The 18330-nt window shown below is 72.3% G+C and carries 13 protein-coding genes; 6 read left to right on the top strand and 7 right to left on the bottom strand.

The window, feature by feature from the left end:
- Positions 1 to 437 precede the first annotated feature (437 nt).
- Both J2Z30_RS20080 and hemE read right to left on the bottom strand, forming a co-directional pair.
- Positions 438 to 1973 carry a hypothetical protein gene (locus J2Z30_RS20080; protein ID WP_245388204.1) on the bottom strand — a complete coding sequence of 512 codons (1536 nt, stop codon included), beginning with the start codon at positions 1971 to 1973 and terminating at the stop codon, positions 438 to 440.
- Between the two features lie 43 nt (positions 1974 to 2016).
- On the bottom strand, positions 2017 to 3123 hold the full coding sequence (hemE, locus tag J2Z30_RS20075) for a uroporphyrinogen decarboxylase (protein WP_044569220.1): 1107 nt from the start codon (positions 3121 to 3123) through the stop codon (positions 2017 to 2019).
- A gap of 91 nt (positions 3124 to 3214) precedes the next feature.
- Here hemE and J2Z30_RS20070 point away from each other — a divergent pair, with 91 nt between their 5' ends.
- The 5 genes from J2Z30_RS20070 to J2Z30_RS20050 all read left to right on the top strand — a co-directional run bounded on the left by J2Z30_RS20070 (position 3215) and on the right by J2Z30_RS20050 (position 9703).
- Complete coding sequence (locus tag J2Z30_RS20070; RefSeq protein ID WP_044569221.1) at positions 3215 to 3946, top strand: DUF3000 domain-containing protein; 732 nt, start codon at positions 3215 to 3217, stop codon at positions 3944 to 3946.
- Positions 3947 to 4139: 193 nt separating this feature from the next.
- Entirely contained in the window at positions 4140 to 4799 is a 660-nt protein-coding gene (locus tag J2Z30_RS20065; RefSeq protein ID WP_014175686.1) for a response regulator transcription factor, read from the top strand.
- A 114-nt stretch (positions 4800 to 4913) separates the two neighbouring features.
- Complete coding sequence (locus J2Z30_RS20060; RefSeq protein WP_044569223.1) at positions 4914 to 6191, top strand: ribonuclease D; 1278 nt, start codon at positions 4914 to 4916, stop codon at positions 6189 to 6191.
- A 168-nt stretch (positions 6192 to 6359) separates the two neighbouring features.
- A complete protein-coding gene (locus J2Z30_RS20055; RefSeq protein WP_044569224.1) occupies positions 6360 to 7577 on the top strand; it encodes a thiolase family protein in 1218 nt (405 codons plus the stop codon).
- Complete coding sequence (locus J2Z30_RS20050; protein ID WP_044569225.1) at positions 7574 to 9703, top strand: 3-hydroxyacyl-CoA dehydrogenase NAD-binding domain-containing protein; 2130 nt, start codon at positions 7574 to 7576, stop codon at positions 9701 to 9703. The genes J2Z30_RS20055 and J2Z30_RS20050 overlap by 4 nt, the downstream gene beginning before the upstream one ends.
- A gap of 309 nt (positions 9704 to 10012) precedes the next feature.
- Here J2Z30_RS20050 and J2Z30_RS20045 read toward each other — a convergent pair whose 3' ends face one another.
- Positions 10013 to 11068: a PLL family lectin gene (locus J2Z30_RS20045; RefSeq protein WP_052701321.1), complete on the bottom strand. Its 1056-nt coding sequence runs from the start codon at positions 11066 to 11068 to the stop codon at positions 10013 to 10015.
- A gap of 70 nt (positions 11069 to 11138) precedes the next feature.
- Between J2Z30_RS20045 and J2Z30_RS20040 the strand changes: the two genes are divergently transcribed.
- On the top strand, positions 11139 to 11549 hold the full coding sequence (locus J2Z30_RS20040; RefSeq protein ID WP_044581284.1) for a PIN domain-containing protein: 411 nt from the start codon (positions 11139 to 11141) through the stop codon (positions 11547 to 11549).
- A 798-nt stretch (positions 11550 to 12347) separates the two neighbouring features.
- On the opposite strand, the gene J2Z30_RS20035 is transcribed toward J2Z30_RS20040, so the two are convergent.
- The 4 genes from J2Z30_RS20035 to J2Z30_RS20020 all read right to left on the bottom strand — a co-directional run bounded on the left by J2Z30_RS20035 (position 12348) and on the right by J2Z30_RS20020 (position 18296).
- Positions 12348 to 13874: an amino acid permease gene (locus tag J2Z30_RS20035; RefSeq protein WP_372453285.1), complete on the bottom strand. Its 1527-nt coding sequence runs from the start codon at positions 13872 to 13874 to the stop codon at positions 12348 to 12350.
- Between the two features lie 175 nt (positions 13875 to 14049).
- Positions 14050 to 16014 carry a 1-deoxy-D-xylulose-5-phosphate synthase gene (gene dxs / locus J2Z30_RS20030; protein WP_044569226.1) on the bottom strand — a complete coding sequence of 655 codons (1965 nt, stop codon included), beginning with the start codon at positions 16012 to 16014 and terminating at the stop codon, positions 14050 to 14052.
- Between the two features lie 180 nt (positions 16015 to 16194).
- Entirely contained in the window at positions 16195 to 17511 is a 1317-nt protein-coding gene (locus tag J2Z30_RS20025) for a sugar ABC transporter permease (protein ID WP_044569227.1), read from the bottom strand.
- Positions 17508 to 18296, bottom strand: a complete 789-nt coding sequence (locus J2Z30_RS20020; RefSeq protein ID WP_044569228.1) for an ATP-binding cassette domain-containing protein — start codon at positions 18294 to 18296, stop codon at positions 17508 to 17510. Before J2Z30_RS20020 ends, J2Z30_RS20025 begins: the two co-directional genes overlap by 4 nt.
- Positions 18297 to 18330 lie beyond the last annotated feature (34 nt).

Below are 18330 nucleotides of genomic sequence, written 5' to 3'. Positions count from 1 at the left end.
CCTCAAACGCCGGAGGGGCTGATTTCAGCGCCCCGCCCCTTCCCGCGGAACCGATACGCGGCTCCACCGCGTAGCAGGGGCTCCGCCCCTGGCCCCCGGGATCTGGGGCGAAGCCCCGGGCGGGGGCCGGGGGGGGCGGAGCCCCGGTGGAGGGCCGGTGGGCGGAGCCCCGGGCGGGGACCGGGAGGCGAAGCCCCGGTGGGGGCCGGGAGGCGAAGCCCCGGGCGGGAGCCGGGAAGCGAAGCCCCGCGCGGGAACCGGGAGGCGAAGCCCCGGTGGGGGGCCGGGGGGCGAAGCCCCAGTGGGGGGCCGGGGGGCGGAGCCCCGGTGGGGTCTGGGGCGGAGCCCCGGTGGGGTCTGGGGCGGAGCCCCAGTTGTGGGGAGGGGCGGGGAGGGGAACAGCCCGCCGCAGGCGGTAAGCCCCCCCACGCCACCGATCAGCTCGCGCCGTCGATGATCCGCAGCGCCTGCCGGACCCGCTCGGCCACATGGCGGGGGCAGCCCCACGCCTCGGGGTCGAAGGACGGCTCGGGCGTATCGTGCTCCCCCGGCGCGTACAGATGGTTGAGATGGGCACCGTAAGGGTCCTCGTGGAAGCCGAAGTGACGGCGGCCCGCCAGCTCGGCCAGCACCTCCCAGGGGTGCGCATCCCCGTGCGGGCAGGACCCGGCCACCGGGTCGGTCCGCACCGCGCCGAGGATCGCCCGCAGATCCCGGTGGACGGCCTCGGGCGGGGCCTCCTCGCCCGAGGTCACCGACCAGCAGGCCACCAGCAGCAGCACCAGCCGCTCACGCGGATCGGCCGGGCCCGCCGCGAACCGCCGCGCGGCCCACAGCCCGGCGTCCTCCGCGGCCTGCCCGTCCCGGCAGCGGAAGCGCACGGCGTGGGTGAGCCGTTCGATGTCGATCCGTCCGTCAGGGCGCGGCAACACCTCGTCCAGGTGGGCGGTGTCCCGGAGGCCGAAGAGCCGCTCACGGCCGGTGCGCAGATGGTCCAGCGCCTCGCGGGCGATCCCGGCGAGGAAGGCCGGGCACAGCCATGCCTCCAGCGGCGCCGTCTCCAGCTCCTCGCGGTGCCAGTGGCGGTAGACGCCCCGGCCGCCGGGGCTGAGCAGATGGATGCCCACGGTGGCCTGCTCCGCGGTGTCCCGGCCGACCTCGGGGTGTTCGCCCTCGCCGTGCGCGCAGGAGGCCCCGCCGAGGCCGGGCAGCACCGCCTCCAGGGCGTCGACCATGGTGTCCAGGACCCGCCGGTCGCGGATCCGGCCGCTGGCCGCGTACCAGCAGGCGGCGTGCAGGACGACCACGAGCCCCGCGCGGTGGTAGCCCAGGGGGCTGGCGACCAGGTTCCTGGCGTAGGCGGACAGCTCCTGGGCGGGGTCCACGGCCGCGCTCGGGTAGTCCCAGACGATCGAGCGCAGATCCTCGGCCCGGCGCGCGTCGCGGACCGGGAGCCGGGGCGGGATGCCGCCCACGCTGCCGGGGGCGATGATGTCGACGGCGACCCGCGCGTACCCGGCGATGTCGCGCGGGCACAGCCACTGCTCCTTGGTGGCGTCGTCCTCCCAGTCGGGGTCCTGGTCCTCGGCCAACCCGTTGGTGAGCAGCGGCAGATCGTCCACGAAGTGGTCGATCCGGTCGTCCAGATCGCTCTCGTACGGATGCGTCCGGTGGGCGCAGGGGGCCTCGCGCAGCCGCCGGTCCGTGGTGTGGAGCGCCTCCAGGGCCGCCGCCGCGACGTCCTCACGGGAGAAGCGGCCGATGTGCGCGGCCATCATGACCAGCCCGAGCGTCCAGGCGTACGCCCCCTCGCCCGCGGGATCGGCCACCAGCCGCCTGGCACAGTCCAGGACGACCCGGTCCGAGTCGCCGCCATAGGTCTCGTGGAGGATGCCGTGCCAGTCGTCGACGAAGTGGACACACTCCGGCGACTCCTGCGGGGCTGACAGCGCGGTGGCGGGCATGTCGGTCATGCCCCTCACGACGCCACGGGAGGCACGCGGGTTCCCGCTTGGTTCAGACCTTCACAGAAGGTGCGCGCGATGCGCTCTGGGTGTGCACATACTCGACGAGTCGGGTGAGCGCGTCCGGATCGGTGCTGGGCAGCACGCCGTGGCCGAGGTTGAAGATATGCCCCTCCACCCCCCGGGCCGCCTCCAGCACCTCGTCCGCCTTGGCCTCGACGGCCGTACGCGGGGCGAAGAGCACCGCGGGGTCGAGATTGCCCTGGAGCGCCTTGCCGGGGCCGACTCGCCGGGCGGCCTCGTCCAGCGGCACCCGCCAGTCGACGCCGACGACGTCCGCGCCCGCCTCGCCGAGCAGCCCGAGCAACTCACCCGTGCCCACGCCGTAGTGGATGCGCGGCACACCGTACCCGGCGACGGCGGCGAAGACCTTCGAGGACGCGGGCAGCACGCTGCGGCGGTAGTCGGCGGGGGCCAGGGCGCCCGCCCAGGAGTCGAAGAGCTGGACGGCCGACGCGCCCGCCTCGATCTGGACCTTGAGGAAGGCGGTGGTGATGTCGGCGAGCCGCTCCAGCAGCGCGGCCCAGAACGCCGGGTCGCCGTACATGAGCGCCTTGGTGTGCTCGTGGTTGCGCGAGGGGCCGCCCTCGATCAGATAGCTGGCGAGCGTGAAGGGGGCGCCCGCGAAGCCGATGAGCGGGGTCGCGCCGAGCTCGCCGACGAGCGTCCCGATGGCCTCGGTGACGTACTTCACATCGTCCGGATCGAGCGGACGCAGCCGCTCCAGATCGGCGCGGGTGCGGATCGGCCGCTCGACGACCGGCCCGACACCGGGCTTGATGTCGAGGTCGATGCCGATGGCCTTGAGCGGTACGACGATGTCGCTGAAGTAGACGGCCGCGTCCACCCGGTGGCGGCGCACCGGCTGCAGCGTGATCTCAGTGGCTAGGTCGGGCCGCATGCAGGAGTCGAGCATCGCGATGCCCTCGCGCAGCTTGCGGTACTCCGGGAGCGAGCGCCCCGCCTGCCGCATGAACCACACAGGTGTATGGGGCACCGGCTCCCGGCGGCAGGCCCGCAGAAAGGCCGAATCGGCTGTGGCACTGGCCGCGGCACGGCCGGTCTGATGCTGGCCCGAGGGCCGCTCGTTGGCGCTCATGCCCCAGATTTTCGCACGGGCCGAACGAGTGACCCGCCAACCCGGGTGTTCCTCCCCGGTTAGGGCCCTCAGTGCGCCTAGTCTTCCGGGCATGGCAGCGGTTCAAGGACACCTCGCGAACGGTGCTGACGGCCCTGACGGCACGGACGCGGGCGGTGAGGACACCCCTCCCGCCTTCCGGCATGCCGTCACCGCGCTGCGCGGTGTGCGGGTGCGGCCCGAGGTGGAGCTCGATCCGACCCCACCCCCGCGTCGGCTCGCACCCTACTCGTACGCGCTGGAGGCGGTGGTCACCGGCGCGGCGGGCGATGACGAGGAGCTGGCCGAGGGGCGGCTGATCCTGTTGCACGACCCGGCCGGGCACGACGCCTGGCGCGGCACCTTCCGCCTGGTCACGCTGGTCCACGCGGACCTGGAGCCGGAGATCGCGGCGGATCCGCTGCTGCCCGAGGTGTGCTGGTCCTGGCTCACCGGCGCGCTGGAGGCACGCGGCCTGCCCTACGGGGAGCCCAGCGGCACGGTCACCCGGGCGAGCTCGCACTACTTCGGCGCGATGGGCGAGCGGGAGCCGTCCACCCGGATCGAGATCCGCGCCTCCTGGACCCCGTCCGACCACCCATCCCCCGAACCGGCCCACCCCGGCCCACGCCGCCCGGAGCCGACGGGAGAGGGCGCCACCGAACGGCTGGGCGTGCCGGACACCGCGGGACACCTGGCCGCGTGGTGCGACCTCCTGTGCCAGATCGCGGGCCTGCCACCGGCGGGGGCCACGGAGGCGGGGGTCGTCTCGCTGCCGCAGCGGAGGGGCCCTCAGGCGCGCTGAGTTTCGGGATGTCCGGGATGCCTTGAAAAAGATGTCGAGCTTCCGGATGTCCTGAAAAAGATCAGGCACGATCGATCAGTCGTCCTAATTGCCCGAATTGTTACTCACCAAATCGTGATCATTCTCTAAAGCCCGGCCGTATCGGTGCCGAAGGACGTGGTGACCCGTCCCACCACTTCCCCAGGAGGACCTGGTGTCTGTTCTCCTCGAGCAACCGTCCAGCCTGGTCGCCTATCGCCCGAACAAGCCGACGGCCATGGTGGTCGTTGCCGACCCCCGCGTTCGTTCCACCGTCACCCGCCACCTCTGGGCCCTCGGGGTGCGCGACGTCATCGAGGCGTCGTCCATCGCCGAGGCCCGTCCCCGCATCGGGAATCCACGCGACATCTGCGTGGCCGATGTCCACCTCCCCGACGGCTCCGGCCTCACGCTGCTGTCCGAGACCCGCGCCGCGGGCTGGCCCAACGGGCTGGCCCTGTCCGCCGCCGACGACATCGGCGCCGTACGGAACGCACTGGCCGGCGGCGTCAAGGGCTACGTCGTCACCGGCACCCGCACCAACCTCGGCATCCCGGGCCGCCCCGGCGCCGCCCCGCTCGGCGCCGCCGCCCGGATGCACCGCCGCCCGCCGGGCGCCCCCGGCCACCCGGGCGGCTACCGGGAGCTGTCGGGCCGCGAGGTCGAGGTGCTGAGGCTGGTTGCGGAGGGCCAGTCCAACAAGGCCATCGGCGTCTCGATGGGCCTGTCCGCGCTCACCGTCAAGAGTCACCTCGCCCGGATCGCCCGCAAGCTGGGCACCGGGGACCGGGCGGGAATGGTCGCGGTCGCGCTGCGGACCGGAATCATCCACTGAGCCGTACCGCCCGCCCGGCCGCCACACCGCCGCCCACCACCACCCGCGCCCGCCGACGGAACGTTCCGTCGGCGGGCGCCCTGCGTACTCGCCGCACACAGCTACCCTTGACAGGTGACCGACGCCCAAGAGACCGCAGCAGAGACGACACTGCGAACCACCGGGGGCGCTCCTCCGGACGACCTCCCCCCGGCGCCGGTCCCCTTGCTGGAGCCGCGCGAGGGCATCCCGCCCGTCACCGCCGACGTGGACACGCTGGCCGAGGTCATCGCGACCTTCGCCGCGGGCCACGGCCCGGTGGCCGTCGACGCCGAGCGCGCCTCCGGCTACCGCTACGGACAGCGGGCCTATCTGGTCCAGCTGCGCCGGGCCGGAGCGGGGACCGCACTGATCGACCCCGTCGGCTGCCCCGACCTCTCGGGTCTGGGCGCCGCGATCGCCGACGCCGAATGGGTCCTGCACGCCGCGACCCAGGATCTGCCCTGCCTGCGGGACATAGGCATGGTCCCGGCCCGGATCTTCGACACCGAACTCGCGGGCCGGCTGGCCGGGTTCGCCCGGGTGGGGCTCGGCGCCATGGTCGAGAACATCCTCGGATACGCCCTGGAGAAGGGCCACTCCGCCGTGGACTGGTCCACCCGCCCGCTGCCCGAGCCCTGGCTGCACTACGCCGCGCTCGACGTCGAGCTGCTGGTGGACCTGCGCGACGCGCTGGAGGACGAGCTGGGGCGGCAGGAGAAGCTGGAGTGGGCGCACCAGGAGTTCGCGGCCATCGCCGCGGCCCCGCCCGCCCCGCCGCGCAAGGACCCCTGGCGGCGTACGTCGGGGATGCACAAGGTCCGGCGGCGCCGGCAGATGGCCGTGGTGCGCGAGCTGTGGACGGCCCGGGACCGGATCGCCCAGCGCCGCGATGTCTCGCCGGGCAAGGTGCTCGGCGACGCGGCCATCGTCGAGGCCGCGCTGGCCCTGCCGGGAGACGTCCGGGCACTGACCGCCCTGAACGGTTTCGGCCACCGGATGAACCGGCGCCAGCTGGAGCAGTGGCAGGCCGCGGTGGACCGGGCGCGGGCGCTGCCGGAGGCCGACCTCCCCCAGCCGGGCCAGCCGGTGGCCGGTCCGCCCCCGCCGCGGGCGTGGGCCGACAAGGACCCGGCCGCCGCCGCGCGGCTCTCCGCGGCGCGTGCGGCCGTCACCCAGCTGGCCGAACAGCTGAATCTTCCGCAGGAGAACCTGATCGCCCCGGACACCGTCCGACGGCTGTGCTGGGAGCCGCCAGCCGAGCCGACGACGGATGCGATCGCGTCCGTTCTCGCAGGTCATGGCGCCCGTCCCTGGCAGATCGACCAGGTGACCCCGGTGCTGACGGCCGCCTTGCTGACGCCCCCGGCGTGATGTGACGCGCGTGGACCGGCGGCCCCGCCGCCGGTCCACGGCTGTGACCTTCAACCCTCCGGCGGTGGGGACTGGGCAGCTTGGTTACTCATAAGTAGCATGAGGGTGTGACGGCGCGCCCCCGGCGTGCCCGCAGCAGTGCCATCCCGCACCTGGAGGAGAGCCAACGTGCCTCGTACCGCTAGGGACGTCGTCTTCGTCGACGGCGTCCGGACCCCATTCGGCAAGGCGGGCCCGAAGGGCATCTACCACGAGACCCGCGCCGACGACCTGGTCGTCAAGTGCATCCGGGAGCTGCTGCGCCGCAACCCGGATCTGCCGCCGGAGCGCATCGACGAGGTGGCCATCGCCGCGACGACGCAGATCGGCGACCAGGGCCTGACCATCGGCCGCACCGCGGGCATCCTGGCCGGGCTGCCCCAGTCCGTCCCCGGCTACTCGATCGACCGGATGTGCGCCGGTGCGATGACCGCCGTCACCACGACCGCGGGCTCCATCGCCTTCGGCGCGTACGACGCCGTCGTCGCGGGCGGCGTGGAGCACATGGGCCGCCACCCGATGGGCGAGGGCGTCGACCCCAACCCGCGCTTCGTCTCGGAGAAACTGGTCGACGAGTCGGCCCTGTTCATGGGCATGACGGCGGAGAACCTCCACGACCGGCTGCCGCACATCTCCAAGCGGCGCGCCGACGAGTTCGCGGTGCGCAGCCAGGAGAAGGCCGCCAAGGCGTACGCCAACGGCAAGATCCAGCAGGACCTGGTGCCGATCTCGGTGCGCCGCACCTCCCCCGAGGGCGGGGAGACCGGCTGGGGCCTGGCCACCGCCGACGAGCCGATGCGTCCGGGCACCACGCTGGAGAACCTGGCCACGCTGAAGACCCCGTTCCGCCCGCACGGCCGGGTCACGGCCGGTAACTCCGCGGGGCTCAACGACGGCGCCACCGCCTCGCTGATCGCCTCCGAGGACTTCGCCCGGGAGCTGGGCCTGCCGGTCAGGATGCGCCTGGTCTCGTTCGCCTTCGCGGGCGTCGAGCCCGAGGTGATGGGCTACGGCCCGGTCCCGGCCACCAAGAAGGCCCTGGCGAAGGCCGGTCTGTCCATCGAGGACATCGGCCTGTTCGAGATCAACGAGGCGTTCGCCGTCCAGGTCCTGTCGTTCCTGGACCACTACGGCATCGCGGACGACGACGAGCGCGTCAACCAGTACGGCGGCGCGATCGCCTACGGCCATCCGCTGGCCTCCTCAGGTGTCCGCCTGATGACGCAGCTGGCACGGCAGTTCGAGGAGCGCCCCGAGGTCCGCTACGGCATCACGACGATGTGCATCGGCTTCGGCATGGGTGGCACCGTGATCTGGGAGAACCCGCACTTCGAGGGGAACAAGTGACCAACACCGCAGAGCTTCTCAAGGGAGCGGCAGAGCTCTTCCCGGGAGAGGTCGTGACACAGGCGCACGTCCGCCACCTCGACCTCCCCCAGAACGCGGGCCGCTTCGCGCTCATCACACTGGACAACGGCCTGGACCACACCAAGCCCACCACCTTCGGCCCGGCCTCGCTCGCCAACCTCAACACGGCGATCGACCAGGTCGAGAAGGAGGCCGCGGACGGCGAGATCACCGGTGTCGGCATCACCGGCAAGCCGTTCATCTTCGCCGTCGGCGCCGACCTCAAGGGCGTGGAGCTGCTGAAGCGCCACGAGGACGCGCTGGCCATCGGCAAGGGCGGCCATGACGTCTTCAAGCGGCTGTCCACGCTCGCCGTGCCCACCTTCGCGTACTACAACGGCGCGGCGATGGGCGGCGGGGTCGAGGTCGGACTGCACTGCGCCTACCGCACCGTCTCCGCGGCGCTGCCCGCCTTCTCGCTGCCCGAGGTGTTCCTCGGCCTGGTGCCCGGCTGGGGCGGCTGCACCCTGCTGCCGAACCTGATCGGCGCCGACCGCGCGGTCTCGGTCATCATCGAGAACTCGCTCAACCAGAACAAGCAGCTCAAGGGCGAGCAGGTCTACGAGCTCGGGATCGCCGACGCGATCTTCGAGGGCGCGGACTTCCTCGAGCAGTCGCTGATCTGGACCGCCGCCGTCCTCAAGGGCGAGATCGAGGTCGTACGGCCCGAGATCGACCGCGGCGACGCCTGGCACGAGGCCGTGGTGCGCGGCCGTGCCATCGCCGACGGCAAGGTGCACGGGGCGGCCCCGGCCGCCTACCGCGCGCTGGAGATCATCGACGCCGCGCGCAACGGCGACCTCGCCCTGGGCTACGAGGCCGAGGAGAAGGCGCTCGCCGACCTCATCATGGGCAGCGAGCTGCGCAGCGGCATCTACGCCTTCAACCTGGTGCAGAAGCGCGGCAAGCGCCCGGCCGGCGCCCCGGACAAGTCGCTGGCGCGCCCGGTCTCCAAGGTGGGCGTCGTGGGCGCGGGGCTGATGGCCTCGCAGCTGGCGCTGCTGTTCGCGCGGCGTCTCGAGGTGCCGGTCGTACTGACCGACATCGACCAGGCGCGGATCGACAAGGGCGTGGAGTACGTCCACGGCGAGATCGACAAGCTGCTGCTCAAGGGCCGGATCAACCAGGACAAGGCCAACCGCCTCAAGGCCGCGGTGACCGGTTCGCTGGACAAGGCCGCCGCCTTCTCCGACGCCGACTTCGTCATCGAGGCCGTCTTCGAGGAGATGGGCGTCAAGCAGCAGGTGTTCGCCGAGGTCGAGGCGGTCGTGCCGGAGCACGCCATCCTCGCCACCAACACCTCCTCGCTGTCGGTCTCCGAGATGGCCTCCCAGCTCAAGCACCCCGAGCGGGTCGTGGGCTTCCACTTCTTCAACCCGGTCGCGATCCTGCCGCTGCTGGAGATCGTCCGCGGTGCGAAGACCGATGACGCGTCGCTGGCCACGGCGTTCGGCGTGGCCAAGAAGCTGAAGAAGACCGCCGTCCTGGTCAAGGACGCCCCGGCGTTCGTGGTCAACCGGATCCTGACCCGCTTCATGGGCGAGATCCAGAACGTCATCGACGAGGGCACCCCGGTGGACGTCGCCGAGCGCGCCATCGAGCCGCTGGGCCTGCCGATGTCCCCGCTGGTGCTGCTGGAGCTGGTCGGCCCGGCGATCGGTCTGCATGTCTCCGAGACCCTGCACGGCGCGTTCCCGGACCGCTTCACGGTCTCGGAGAACCTCAAGCGCGTGGTCGAGGCGGGCAAGCGCGGCTTCTACGTCCACGACTCAGGGGAGCCGAAGCTGGACCCGGAGGTCGCCGCGCTGCTCCAGCAGGGCGACACCGTCCTCACCGAGGAGCAGGTGCGCGCCCGGGTGCTGGACGCGGTCGCGCAGGAGATCGGGCTGATGCTCGAGGAGGGCGTCGTCGCCGAGGCGCAGGACATCGACCTGTGCCTGATCACCGGCGCGGGCTGGCCCTTCCACCTGGGCGGCATCACGCCGTACCTGGACCGCGAGGGCGTCTCGGAGCGGGTGAACGGAAAGACGTTCCTGGCGCAGGGCGTGGCGAGCGTTCCCGCGTAGCTTCGGCGGCGCATGGCGTACCCGGGTGCCGGGCGGGCGAAGGCCCGTCCGGCACTTGGGCGTTCCGTGGCCCGCCCCACCGGCGGCACCGCCCCCGCGCCCCGGCGGAGGGCGCCCCGCCCGCGCCACCCGCCGCGGCCGGACCACCGCCCGGCGGCGAACACCCGCCACGCGTATCCGGGGCGGATCACGCCCGGTCGGGTCATGCCAGGGGCGGGTCACGCCCGGGGCGGGAAACCGACCGGCGGCACCTACTCCGGGCGCCGGGCCGCCGCGCCGAACGGGCTCTCAGCGGGGCTGTGGCGCCGCTCAGCCGCTTCCCACGCGGGTCCAGGCCCGGAGCGCCAGCCCGCGCTCGTCGGTCTTCTGACGGGCCACCAGGAGCTTTCCGTCCAGCGCCAGCGCGGCCAGCACCACCCGGCCCTGGTCGTCCAGCGCCAGCGCCGGGGTGTGGGCGCCCTGCTCGCCCGAGGGCGTCCACCACACCCCCGCCGCCTCGTCCTCGCAGGGGTGGGCGGCGACGGCCAGCCCGCCGGCCGCGGTGTCCTGGTGGGCCAGGACGGTGCAGTCGTGACCGTCCACCATGGCGCGCACCGCGGCGACCGGGCCGGTGCCCGTGGCCCCGCCCAGCGGGGCGGGGGCCGGGGCGTCCGGCCGCCAGGCCATGACCTCACCGCTGCGGGCGTCACGCCAGTAGTGGGTGAGGGTGCCGGGGCTGCTCTCCACCATGGACGCCGAATCCGGCCGGGCGTCGGCGGGGACGTCCTCGCCCCGCTTGGGGGCGGCGCCGGGCTCGGGCTGGTACCAGCGCAGCGCGGCGCCCTTCCCGGCCGGTGCGAGCAGTTCGAGACGGCCGTCGGCGGTCGCGGCCGCCGACATGCCGCCCAGTACGTGCGTGCCCTTCCAGTCGGTCCAGCGCTCCCACGTGCCCTTGGGGTCCTGCCGCCGCGCGCTCACCCCGCCCCCGGCGTTGCGCACGAAGACGCGGAGGGCACCGGAGGAGTCCACCGCCGCGGCCGGCGGACCGGTCCGCTCGGCCTTGCGGGCGTCCTTCGGATGCGGGGTGCCCAGCGAGTACCACGCCGTCAGCGGGCGACCGGACTGGAACTGGGTGGCATGGACGATGTCCACGCGCGCCGGTTCCCCGGCGCCGCCCGGCCGGTGCCTGAGCCCCACCAGATGGGCATAGCCCTCGGGGCTCTGAATGATGGTCAGCCCGGCCAGGCGGCCGGACACCTCGATCAACCACGGCCCCGACCACCTCGCCCCTCCGGGGCGGTCCTCGGTCCAGCGGGCGACACCGCCCGCCACCGGTGCGTAGGCCGTGAGCCTGCCGTCCTTGCCGCGGAGCAACCGCAACGCCATGGCCCGCTGCCAACCCTTCCCCGAGCCCTTCCACCTGATCGAACGATGTACATAGTAATTTGCCTGGACTATGGATGGGGTTGTGGTCGTGGACGCCGCCAATGTGGTCGGCTCGGTTCCGGATGGCTGGTGGCGTGACCGGCGCGGCGCCGCCGAGCGGCTCCGCGACCGGCTGGCAGTCCTCGCCGGGGCCGGGCTCCCCGGCCGCCCGGGTGTGCCCGGCTGGGCCACCGACCCTCCGGTGGACATCGTGATGGTGGTCGAGGGCGCGGCGCGGGGCGTCGAGCCGGTGGCGGGCGTACGGGTGGAGAGCGCGCCGGGCAGCGGCGACGACCACATCGTGGCCGTGGTGGCGGCCCGTGAGGAGGGCCATCCCTGCCTGGTGGTGACGGCGGACCAGGGGCTGCGGGCGCGGGTCACGGCGCTGGGCGCGGAGACGACGGGCCCCCGGTCGGTCCGCCCGAACGGCCCGGCGTCCTAGGCCCGTCAGGGCCCAGGAGATGTCCGATGGATCGCGCCGCGGGCCGTTCCCCTCCCCGCCCCTTCCCTTAACTGGGGCTCCGCCCCAGACCCCGGCCACGTCGCAGGTGACCCGGTCGGCCCCCGGCCGGTGAACTCACCGCGGCGAAGGTCCGCCCCTGGCCCCCGGGGCAAAGCGAAACGGGCCCTCCGCCCCAGACCCCCGACCGGACGGCCCGAATGTACGCGGTCATCCGCCGGTCATCCGCCGCGCCTGTGTGCGGACCGCGACCAGCCCGCCGGCGAAGGCGTTCACGCAAGCGACGGTCGGCTCGTCAACGCCCGGGGCCCAGAAGGCGAAGCGAAGCCGGGGCTCCACCCCGGACCCTGCCGGATGACCCGGATGTGCGCGGGCGTCCGCCCGGTCGTCCGCCGCGCCAACCTGCCGACCGCGGCCAGCCCACGGGTGGAGGTGCTCACGCCCTCACCGCCACCGCGAACAGCGCACGCCCTGGCCCCGGAACACTGACAGCCTGCGCGGTCGGGATGCCGACCCGGCAGGAGCCCGCTCCTTGCCCCCAAGATCCAGGGGCGCAGCCCCTGGCAGCGGAAAGGGGCAGGGAGGGAAAAAGTCCGCAGACCCCTCCACGCCCTGACCCCGCCACACTGGCCGACCACTCGACCACGGCCTCACAAACCGCGCGGACGGGATGCCGACCCGGCGGGGCCCGCTCCCTGCCCCCAGGGCCCAGGGCGCAGCCCCTGGTAACGGGGAGGGGAAAGCGTCGATATGCGGCTCCGCCGCGTGGTCCGCAGGCCCCTACCCCGTACGCGTTCCCGCCTCGCTCACCCGGCTGTGGCGGCGCCCGTAGAGGAAGTAGACGAGGAGGCCGATGACCATCCACACCCCGAACCGCACCCAGGTCTCGGCGGGCAGATTGAGCATCAGCCACAGCGACGCGGCCACCGAGAGGATCGGCAGCACCGGGACCCAGGGCGTGCGGAAGGCGCGGGGCAGATCGGGGCGGGTGCGGCGGAGGATGATGACGCCCAGCGCGACCACGACGAAGGCGAAGAGCGTGCCGATGTTGACCAGGGCCGCCAGCTCGGAGATGGAGGTGAACCCGGCGACCACGGCGATGACCACGCCCAGCACGATCGTCGAGCGGTACGGGGTGCCGAAGCGCGGATGCACCCGGGAGAAGACCCTGGGCAGCAGCCCGTCGCGGCTCATCGCGAAGAACACCCGGCTCTGGCCGAGCAGCAGGATCATGGACACGGTGGTGAGTCCGACGGCGGCGCCGAAGCTGATGAGGCCCGCGTAGAACGGATGGCCGGTCGACTTGAAGGCGTCGGCGAGCGGCGCGTCCACCGACAGCTTGGTGTACTTCTGCATGCCGGTGACCACGATGGACACCGCGACGTACAGCACCGTGCAGATGAGCAGCGAGCCCAGGATGCCGCGGGGCATGTCCCGCTGCGGATTCCGGGTCTCCTCCGCCGCGGTCGCCACGATGTCGAAGCCGATGAAGGCGAAGAAGACCACGGCGGCGCCGGTGAAGATGCCCTGGACGCCGAAGGTCGTCGGTTCGTAACCGAACATCAGCTGGATCAGCGGCGCCTTCAGCCCCGAGCCGGAGACCGAGCCCTGGGCCTCGGGGACGAACGGGTGGTAGTTCTCCGGGTGGATGAAGAAGGCGCCCGCGATGATGACGAGCAGCACCACGACCACCTTGATCGCGACCACCGCGGAGGTGACCCGCGCGGACAGCTTCATGCCGAAGACGAGGATCGCGGTGATCGCCAGGACGAGCAGGAAGGCCAGCAGGTCGAAGGAGAAGCCGTGTGCGGCCTCGGGCCCGGACAGGGCGTCGGGCAGATGCCATCCGGCGTTGTCCAGCAGCGAGCGGATGTACCCCGACCAGCCCACCGAGACCACGGCGCAGGCCAGCGCGAACTCCAGCACCAGGTCCCAGCCGATGATCCAGGCGGGCAGTTCGCCGAGCGAGGCGTACGAGAAGGTGTACGCGGATCCCGCGACCGGAACCGTCGAGGCGAACTCGGCGTAGCACAGCGCGGCCAGGGCGCAGGCGATACCGGCGGCCACGAAGGACAGCGCGGTGGCGGGCCCCGCCTGCTCCTTGGCGACCGAGCCGGTGAGCACGAAGATGCCGGTGCCGATGATGACGCCGACGCCGAAGACCGTGAGGTCCAGGACGGACAGGGACCGGGTGAGGGCGTGGTCGGGCTCCTCGGTGTCCTGGATGGACTGCTCGATGCTCTTCGTCCGCAGGTAGCGCGGCCGGACTCTGCCTCCGGTGCCTCCGCCTGGTTCCGATACGTTCACCGGTGCCACCTCCACGCCTGCCGTGCGGTTCATGCTTCTGGTTACCGATCGGCGGCGAGGTATGCACGCTCGGGGCCGTCCCCGATTCACCCGATGGGGGCGGGCGGTGCGACACACGCTGGGCCGGTCGGAGCAGGAAGCGCTCCGGCCGGCCCAGGCGGAAAGGGGCGGTGGCTCAGTCGCGCACCGGCTCGGCCGTCGTCGGCCGGGTCACATCGGCGCCCTGGGAGCCCGCGTCCGCGGACTCGTCCCCGTAGCGGCCGCCGATCCTGGAGACCAGCCCGGTGACCTGCCGGGCGATGTCCGGTGCGGTCAGCCCGATCTCCGCCATGATCTCCTTACGGGAGGCATGGTCGAGGAAGCGCGGCGGGATGCCGAAGTTGCGCACCGGCATGTCGAAGCCGCCGTCGCGCAGCGCCTGGGCGACGGCCGCGCCGACACCGCCGACCCGGCTGTTGTCCTCGACGACGACCACGACGCGGTGGAGGTCGGCGAGGACGGGCAGCTCCTCGTCCACCGGCTTGACCCAGCGGGGGTCGACCACGGTGGTCGAAATGCCCTGCTTGTCCAGGAGGTCGGCGATCTCCAGGCACATCGGGGCGAGCGCGCCGACCGAGACCAGCAGTACGTCGGGGGCGTCCCCCGCGGACTCGGCGGGCTCCCGCAGTACGTCCATGCCGCCGATCCGGCCGACGGCCGCGACCGCCGGGCCCACCGCGCCCTTGGAGTAGCGCACCACGGTCGGCGCGTCCTCCACCGCCACGGCCTCGCGCAGCTGGGCGCGGACCTGGTCGGCGTCGCGCGGGGCGGCGATCCGCAGACCGGGGACCATCTGGAGGAGCGACATGTCCCACATGCCGTTGTGCGAGGCCCCGTCGGTGCCGGTGATACCGGCGCGATCCAGGACGAAGGTGACCCCGCACTTGTGCAGCGCCACATCCATCAGGACCTGGTCGAAGGCGCGGTTGAGGAAGGTGGCGTAGACCGCGAAGACCGGGTGGACGCCGCCGGTGGCCAGGCCCGCCGCCGAGACGGCCGCGTGCTGCTCGGCGATGCCCACGTCGTAGACCCGGTCCGGGAAGCGCTTGGCGAACTCGGTGAGCCCCACCGGGTGCAGCATGGCCGCGGTGATCGCGACGATGTCCTCGCGCTCCTCGCCGAGCTTGACCATCTCCTCGCCGAAGACCGAGGTCCAGTCGGCGCCGGAGGCCGAGATCGGCAGCCCGGTGTCCGGGTGGATCTTGCCGACGGCGTGGAAGCGGTCCGCCTCGTCCTGGAGGGCGGGCTGGTAGCCGCGGCCCTTCTCGGTGAGGCAGTGCACGATGACCGGGCCGCCGAAACGCTTCGCCCGCTGCAGCGCCGACTCCAGCGCCTCGATGTCATGGCCGTCGATCGGGCCGACGTACTTCAGCCCCAGATCCTCGAACATGCCCTGCGGGGTGATGAAGTCCTTCAGCCCCTTCTTGGCCCCGTGCAGCGTCTCGTACAGCGGCCTGCCGACGACCGGAGTGCGCTCCAGCAGATCCTTGCCGCGGGCCAGGAAGCGCTCATAGCCGTCGGTGGTGCGCAGGGTGGCGAGGTGGTTGGCCAGGCCGCCGATGGTCGGGCCGTAGGAGCGCTCGTTGTCGTTGACGACGATGACCAGCGGGCGGTCCTTGGCGGCGGCGATGTTGTTGAGCGCCTCCCAGGCCATACCGCCGGTCAGCGCCCCGTCGCCGATCACGGCGACCACATGGTCCTGCTTGCCCAGCAGCTCATTGGCCTTGGCGAGACCCTCGGCCCAGCCGAGGACGGTCGAGGCGTGGCTGTTCTCGATGACGTCGTGCTCGGACTCGGCGCGCGAGGGATAACCGGACAAACCGCCCTTGCTCTTGAGCTTGGAGAAGTCCTGGCGGCCGGTGAGCAGCTTGTGCACGTAGGACTGGTGGCCGGTGTCCAGCAGCACCTTGTCCCGGGGCGAGTCGAAGACCCGGTGCAGGGCGATGGTCAGCTCCACCACGCCGAGATTGGGGCCGAGATGGCCACCGGTCTTGGAGACGGCGTCGACGAGGAAGGAGCGGATCTCCGCGGCCAGCTGGTCCAGCTCCTCCGGAGTGAGCCGGTCCAGATCGCGCGGTCCCGTGATGCGGGTCAGCAGCACCCGTGCCTCCTTGCTTCGAGCGTCTCCATGGAGCTTGCCGTCCGCCCGAGTCTAATGTTCCGCCCTCCGGCGCCGACCTCCCCCCATGCGACCTCCGTCACGCGCGTTCCCTTCGGACGGCTGCCCGGTGCCTTCCGTGAAGGCACCGGGCAGCCGGGTGAGCGGATGAGGCGTCCGGGGTCAGCCGCGACCCGCGGACCGCTGTGTCCTGCGCGACACCGAGTCGATGACGACGGCGGCCAGCAGCACCCCACCGGTGATCATGTACTGGACGGAGTTCGCGACGCCCAGCAGGTTCATCCCGGACGAGATCGAGCCGATGACCAGCATGCCGAGCAGCGCCGACCAGACCGAGCCCCGGCCGCCGAAGAGGCTGGTGCCACCGATGACGGCGGCCGCGATGGCCTCCATCAGCAGGTTGCCGGTACCGGCCTGCTGGCTGGCGGAGCCGATCCGGGAGGCGATCATGATGCCGCCGCACGCGGCCATCAGCCCGGCCAGCGAGTAGACCGAGATCCGGATGGCGACGACGTTGATGCCCGCGCGGCGGGCGGCCTCGACGCTGCCGCCCAGGGCGATCACCTTGCGCCCGTAGGAGGTGCGGCGCACCACGAAGTCCAGGATCACCAGGACCGCCACGAAGATCACCAGGGCGAGGGGCAGACCCTTGTACTGGTTGAGCCGCCAGGCCGCGGCGAAGACGATCACCGCGAGCACGCCCGTACGGACCAGGATCTCGCTCAGCGGCCGCGAGGGTACGCCGACCGCCTTACGGCGCCTGCTGTCCAGGAACTGGGCGAGGAAGAAGCCCGCCGTCGCCACCGTGGCCGCCCCGTACGCGGCGATCAGCTGGCTGAAGTAGTGCGCGGTGAGATCGCGCACGAAGCTGTCGTCCGCGATGCTGATGGTGCCGGTGGTGCCGAGCACCTGGAGCATCAGACCGTTCCAGGCCAGCAGACCGGCCAGGGTCACCACGAAGGCCGGTACGCCGATCTTGGCGAAGAAGAAGCCGTGCACCGCGCCGAGGAGCGCGCCGCTGGCGAGTGCCGCGATCACCGCGATCCCCTCGGGCACCCCGTGGTTGACGTTGAGCACCGCCAGGGTCGCCGCGGCCAGACCGCTGACCGAGCCGACGGACAGGTCGATCTCACCGAGCAGCAGCACGAAGACGATCCCGACCGAGATCATGCCGGTGCCGCCGAGCAGGATCGAGAGGTCGGAGAGGTTCTTGGGCGAGAGGAACGCACCGTCCTTCGCCTGGAAGACCGCCCAGATGATGGCGATACCGACGATGACCGGGACCACACCCAGATCACCGCTGCGCATCTTGCGGCCGAACTCCGTCAGATAGCCCTTGAAGCCCTCCTGACGGACCAGCAGCCGGGGGTCGACGACGGTGACCGCGTCCTTGGCGACGGGGTTGGCGTCGGCCGGGCCGCTCGCCTTGTTGGCGCCGTTCGACGGGCCGCCGTTGGTCTTGTCGACGTTCGTGGTCACTTCGCGACCTCCCCGCTACGCGCCTTGCGGCGGGTCACGGCGTTGTCCGTGGCGCCGGTGATGGCGGAAATGATCTCTTCCTGAGAGGTGGTCTTCACATCGAAGATGCCGTTGTTGCGGCCCAGTCGCAGCACCGCGACCCGGTCCGCGACGGCCTTCACGTCGGCCATGTTGTGGCTGATGAGGATGACGGCGAGGCCGCGGTCGCGCAGCCGCTCGACCAGGTCCAGGACCTGCGCGGTCTGCTCGACGCCGAGGGCGGCGGTCGGCTCGTCCAGGATCACCAGCTTGGGCTCGCCGAGCATCGAACGGGCGATGGCGACGGTCTGCCGCTGGCCGCCCGAGAGCGAGGCGATCGGGATCCGCACACTGGGGATGCGGATCGACAGGGTCTGGAGCAACTCACGGGAGCGCCGCTCCATTTCGACCTCGTCGAGCACCCCGGCGCGCAGGATCTCGCGGCCGAGGAAGAGATTGCCGACGACGTCGATGTTGTCGCAGAGGGCGAGGTCCTGGTAGACGGTCGCGATGCCCAGCTCCTGGGCGTCGTGCGGCCGGCTGACCTGGACGGGCTTGCCCTGCCACTCGACGACGCCTTCGTCGGCGGGGCCGACTCCGGCAATGCTCTTGACGAGGGTCGACTTGCCGGCGCCGTTGTCGCCCACCAGGGCGACGACTTCACCGGCGTGGACCTCCAGATGGATGTCGGTGAGCGCCTGGACGGCGCCGAACCGCTTGGAGATCCCGCGCAACGCCAACACGGGTCCGTTCGGCACGATGGCCATCTCCGTTCCGGGCAGGGCGGTCCCTGCTGTGTGA

The sequence above is a fragment of the Streptomyces iranensis genome, assembly GCF_017874715.1.
Lineage (GTDB): Bacteria > Actinomycetota > Actinomycetes > Streptomycetales > Streptomycetaceae > Streptomyces > Streptomyces iranensis.
Note: the sequence above shows the minus strand (reverse complement) of the source record. Positions and strands in the feature narration are given on the sequence as shown.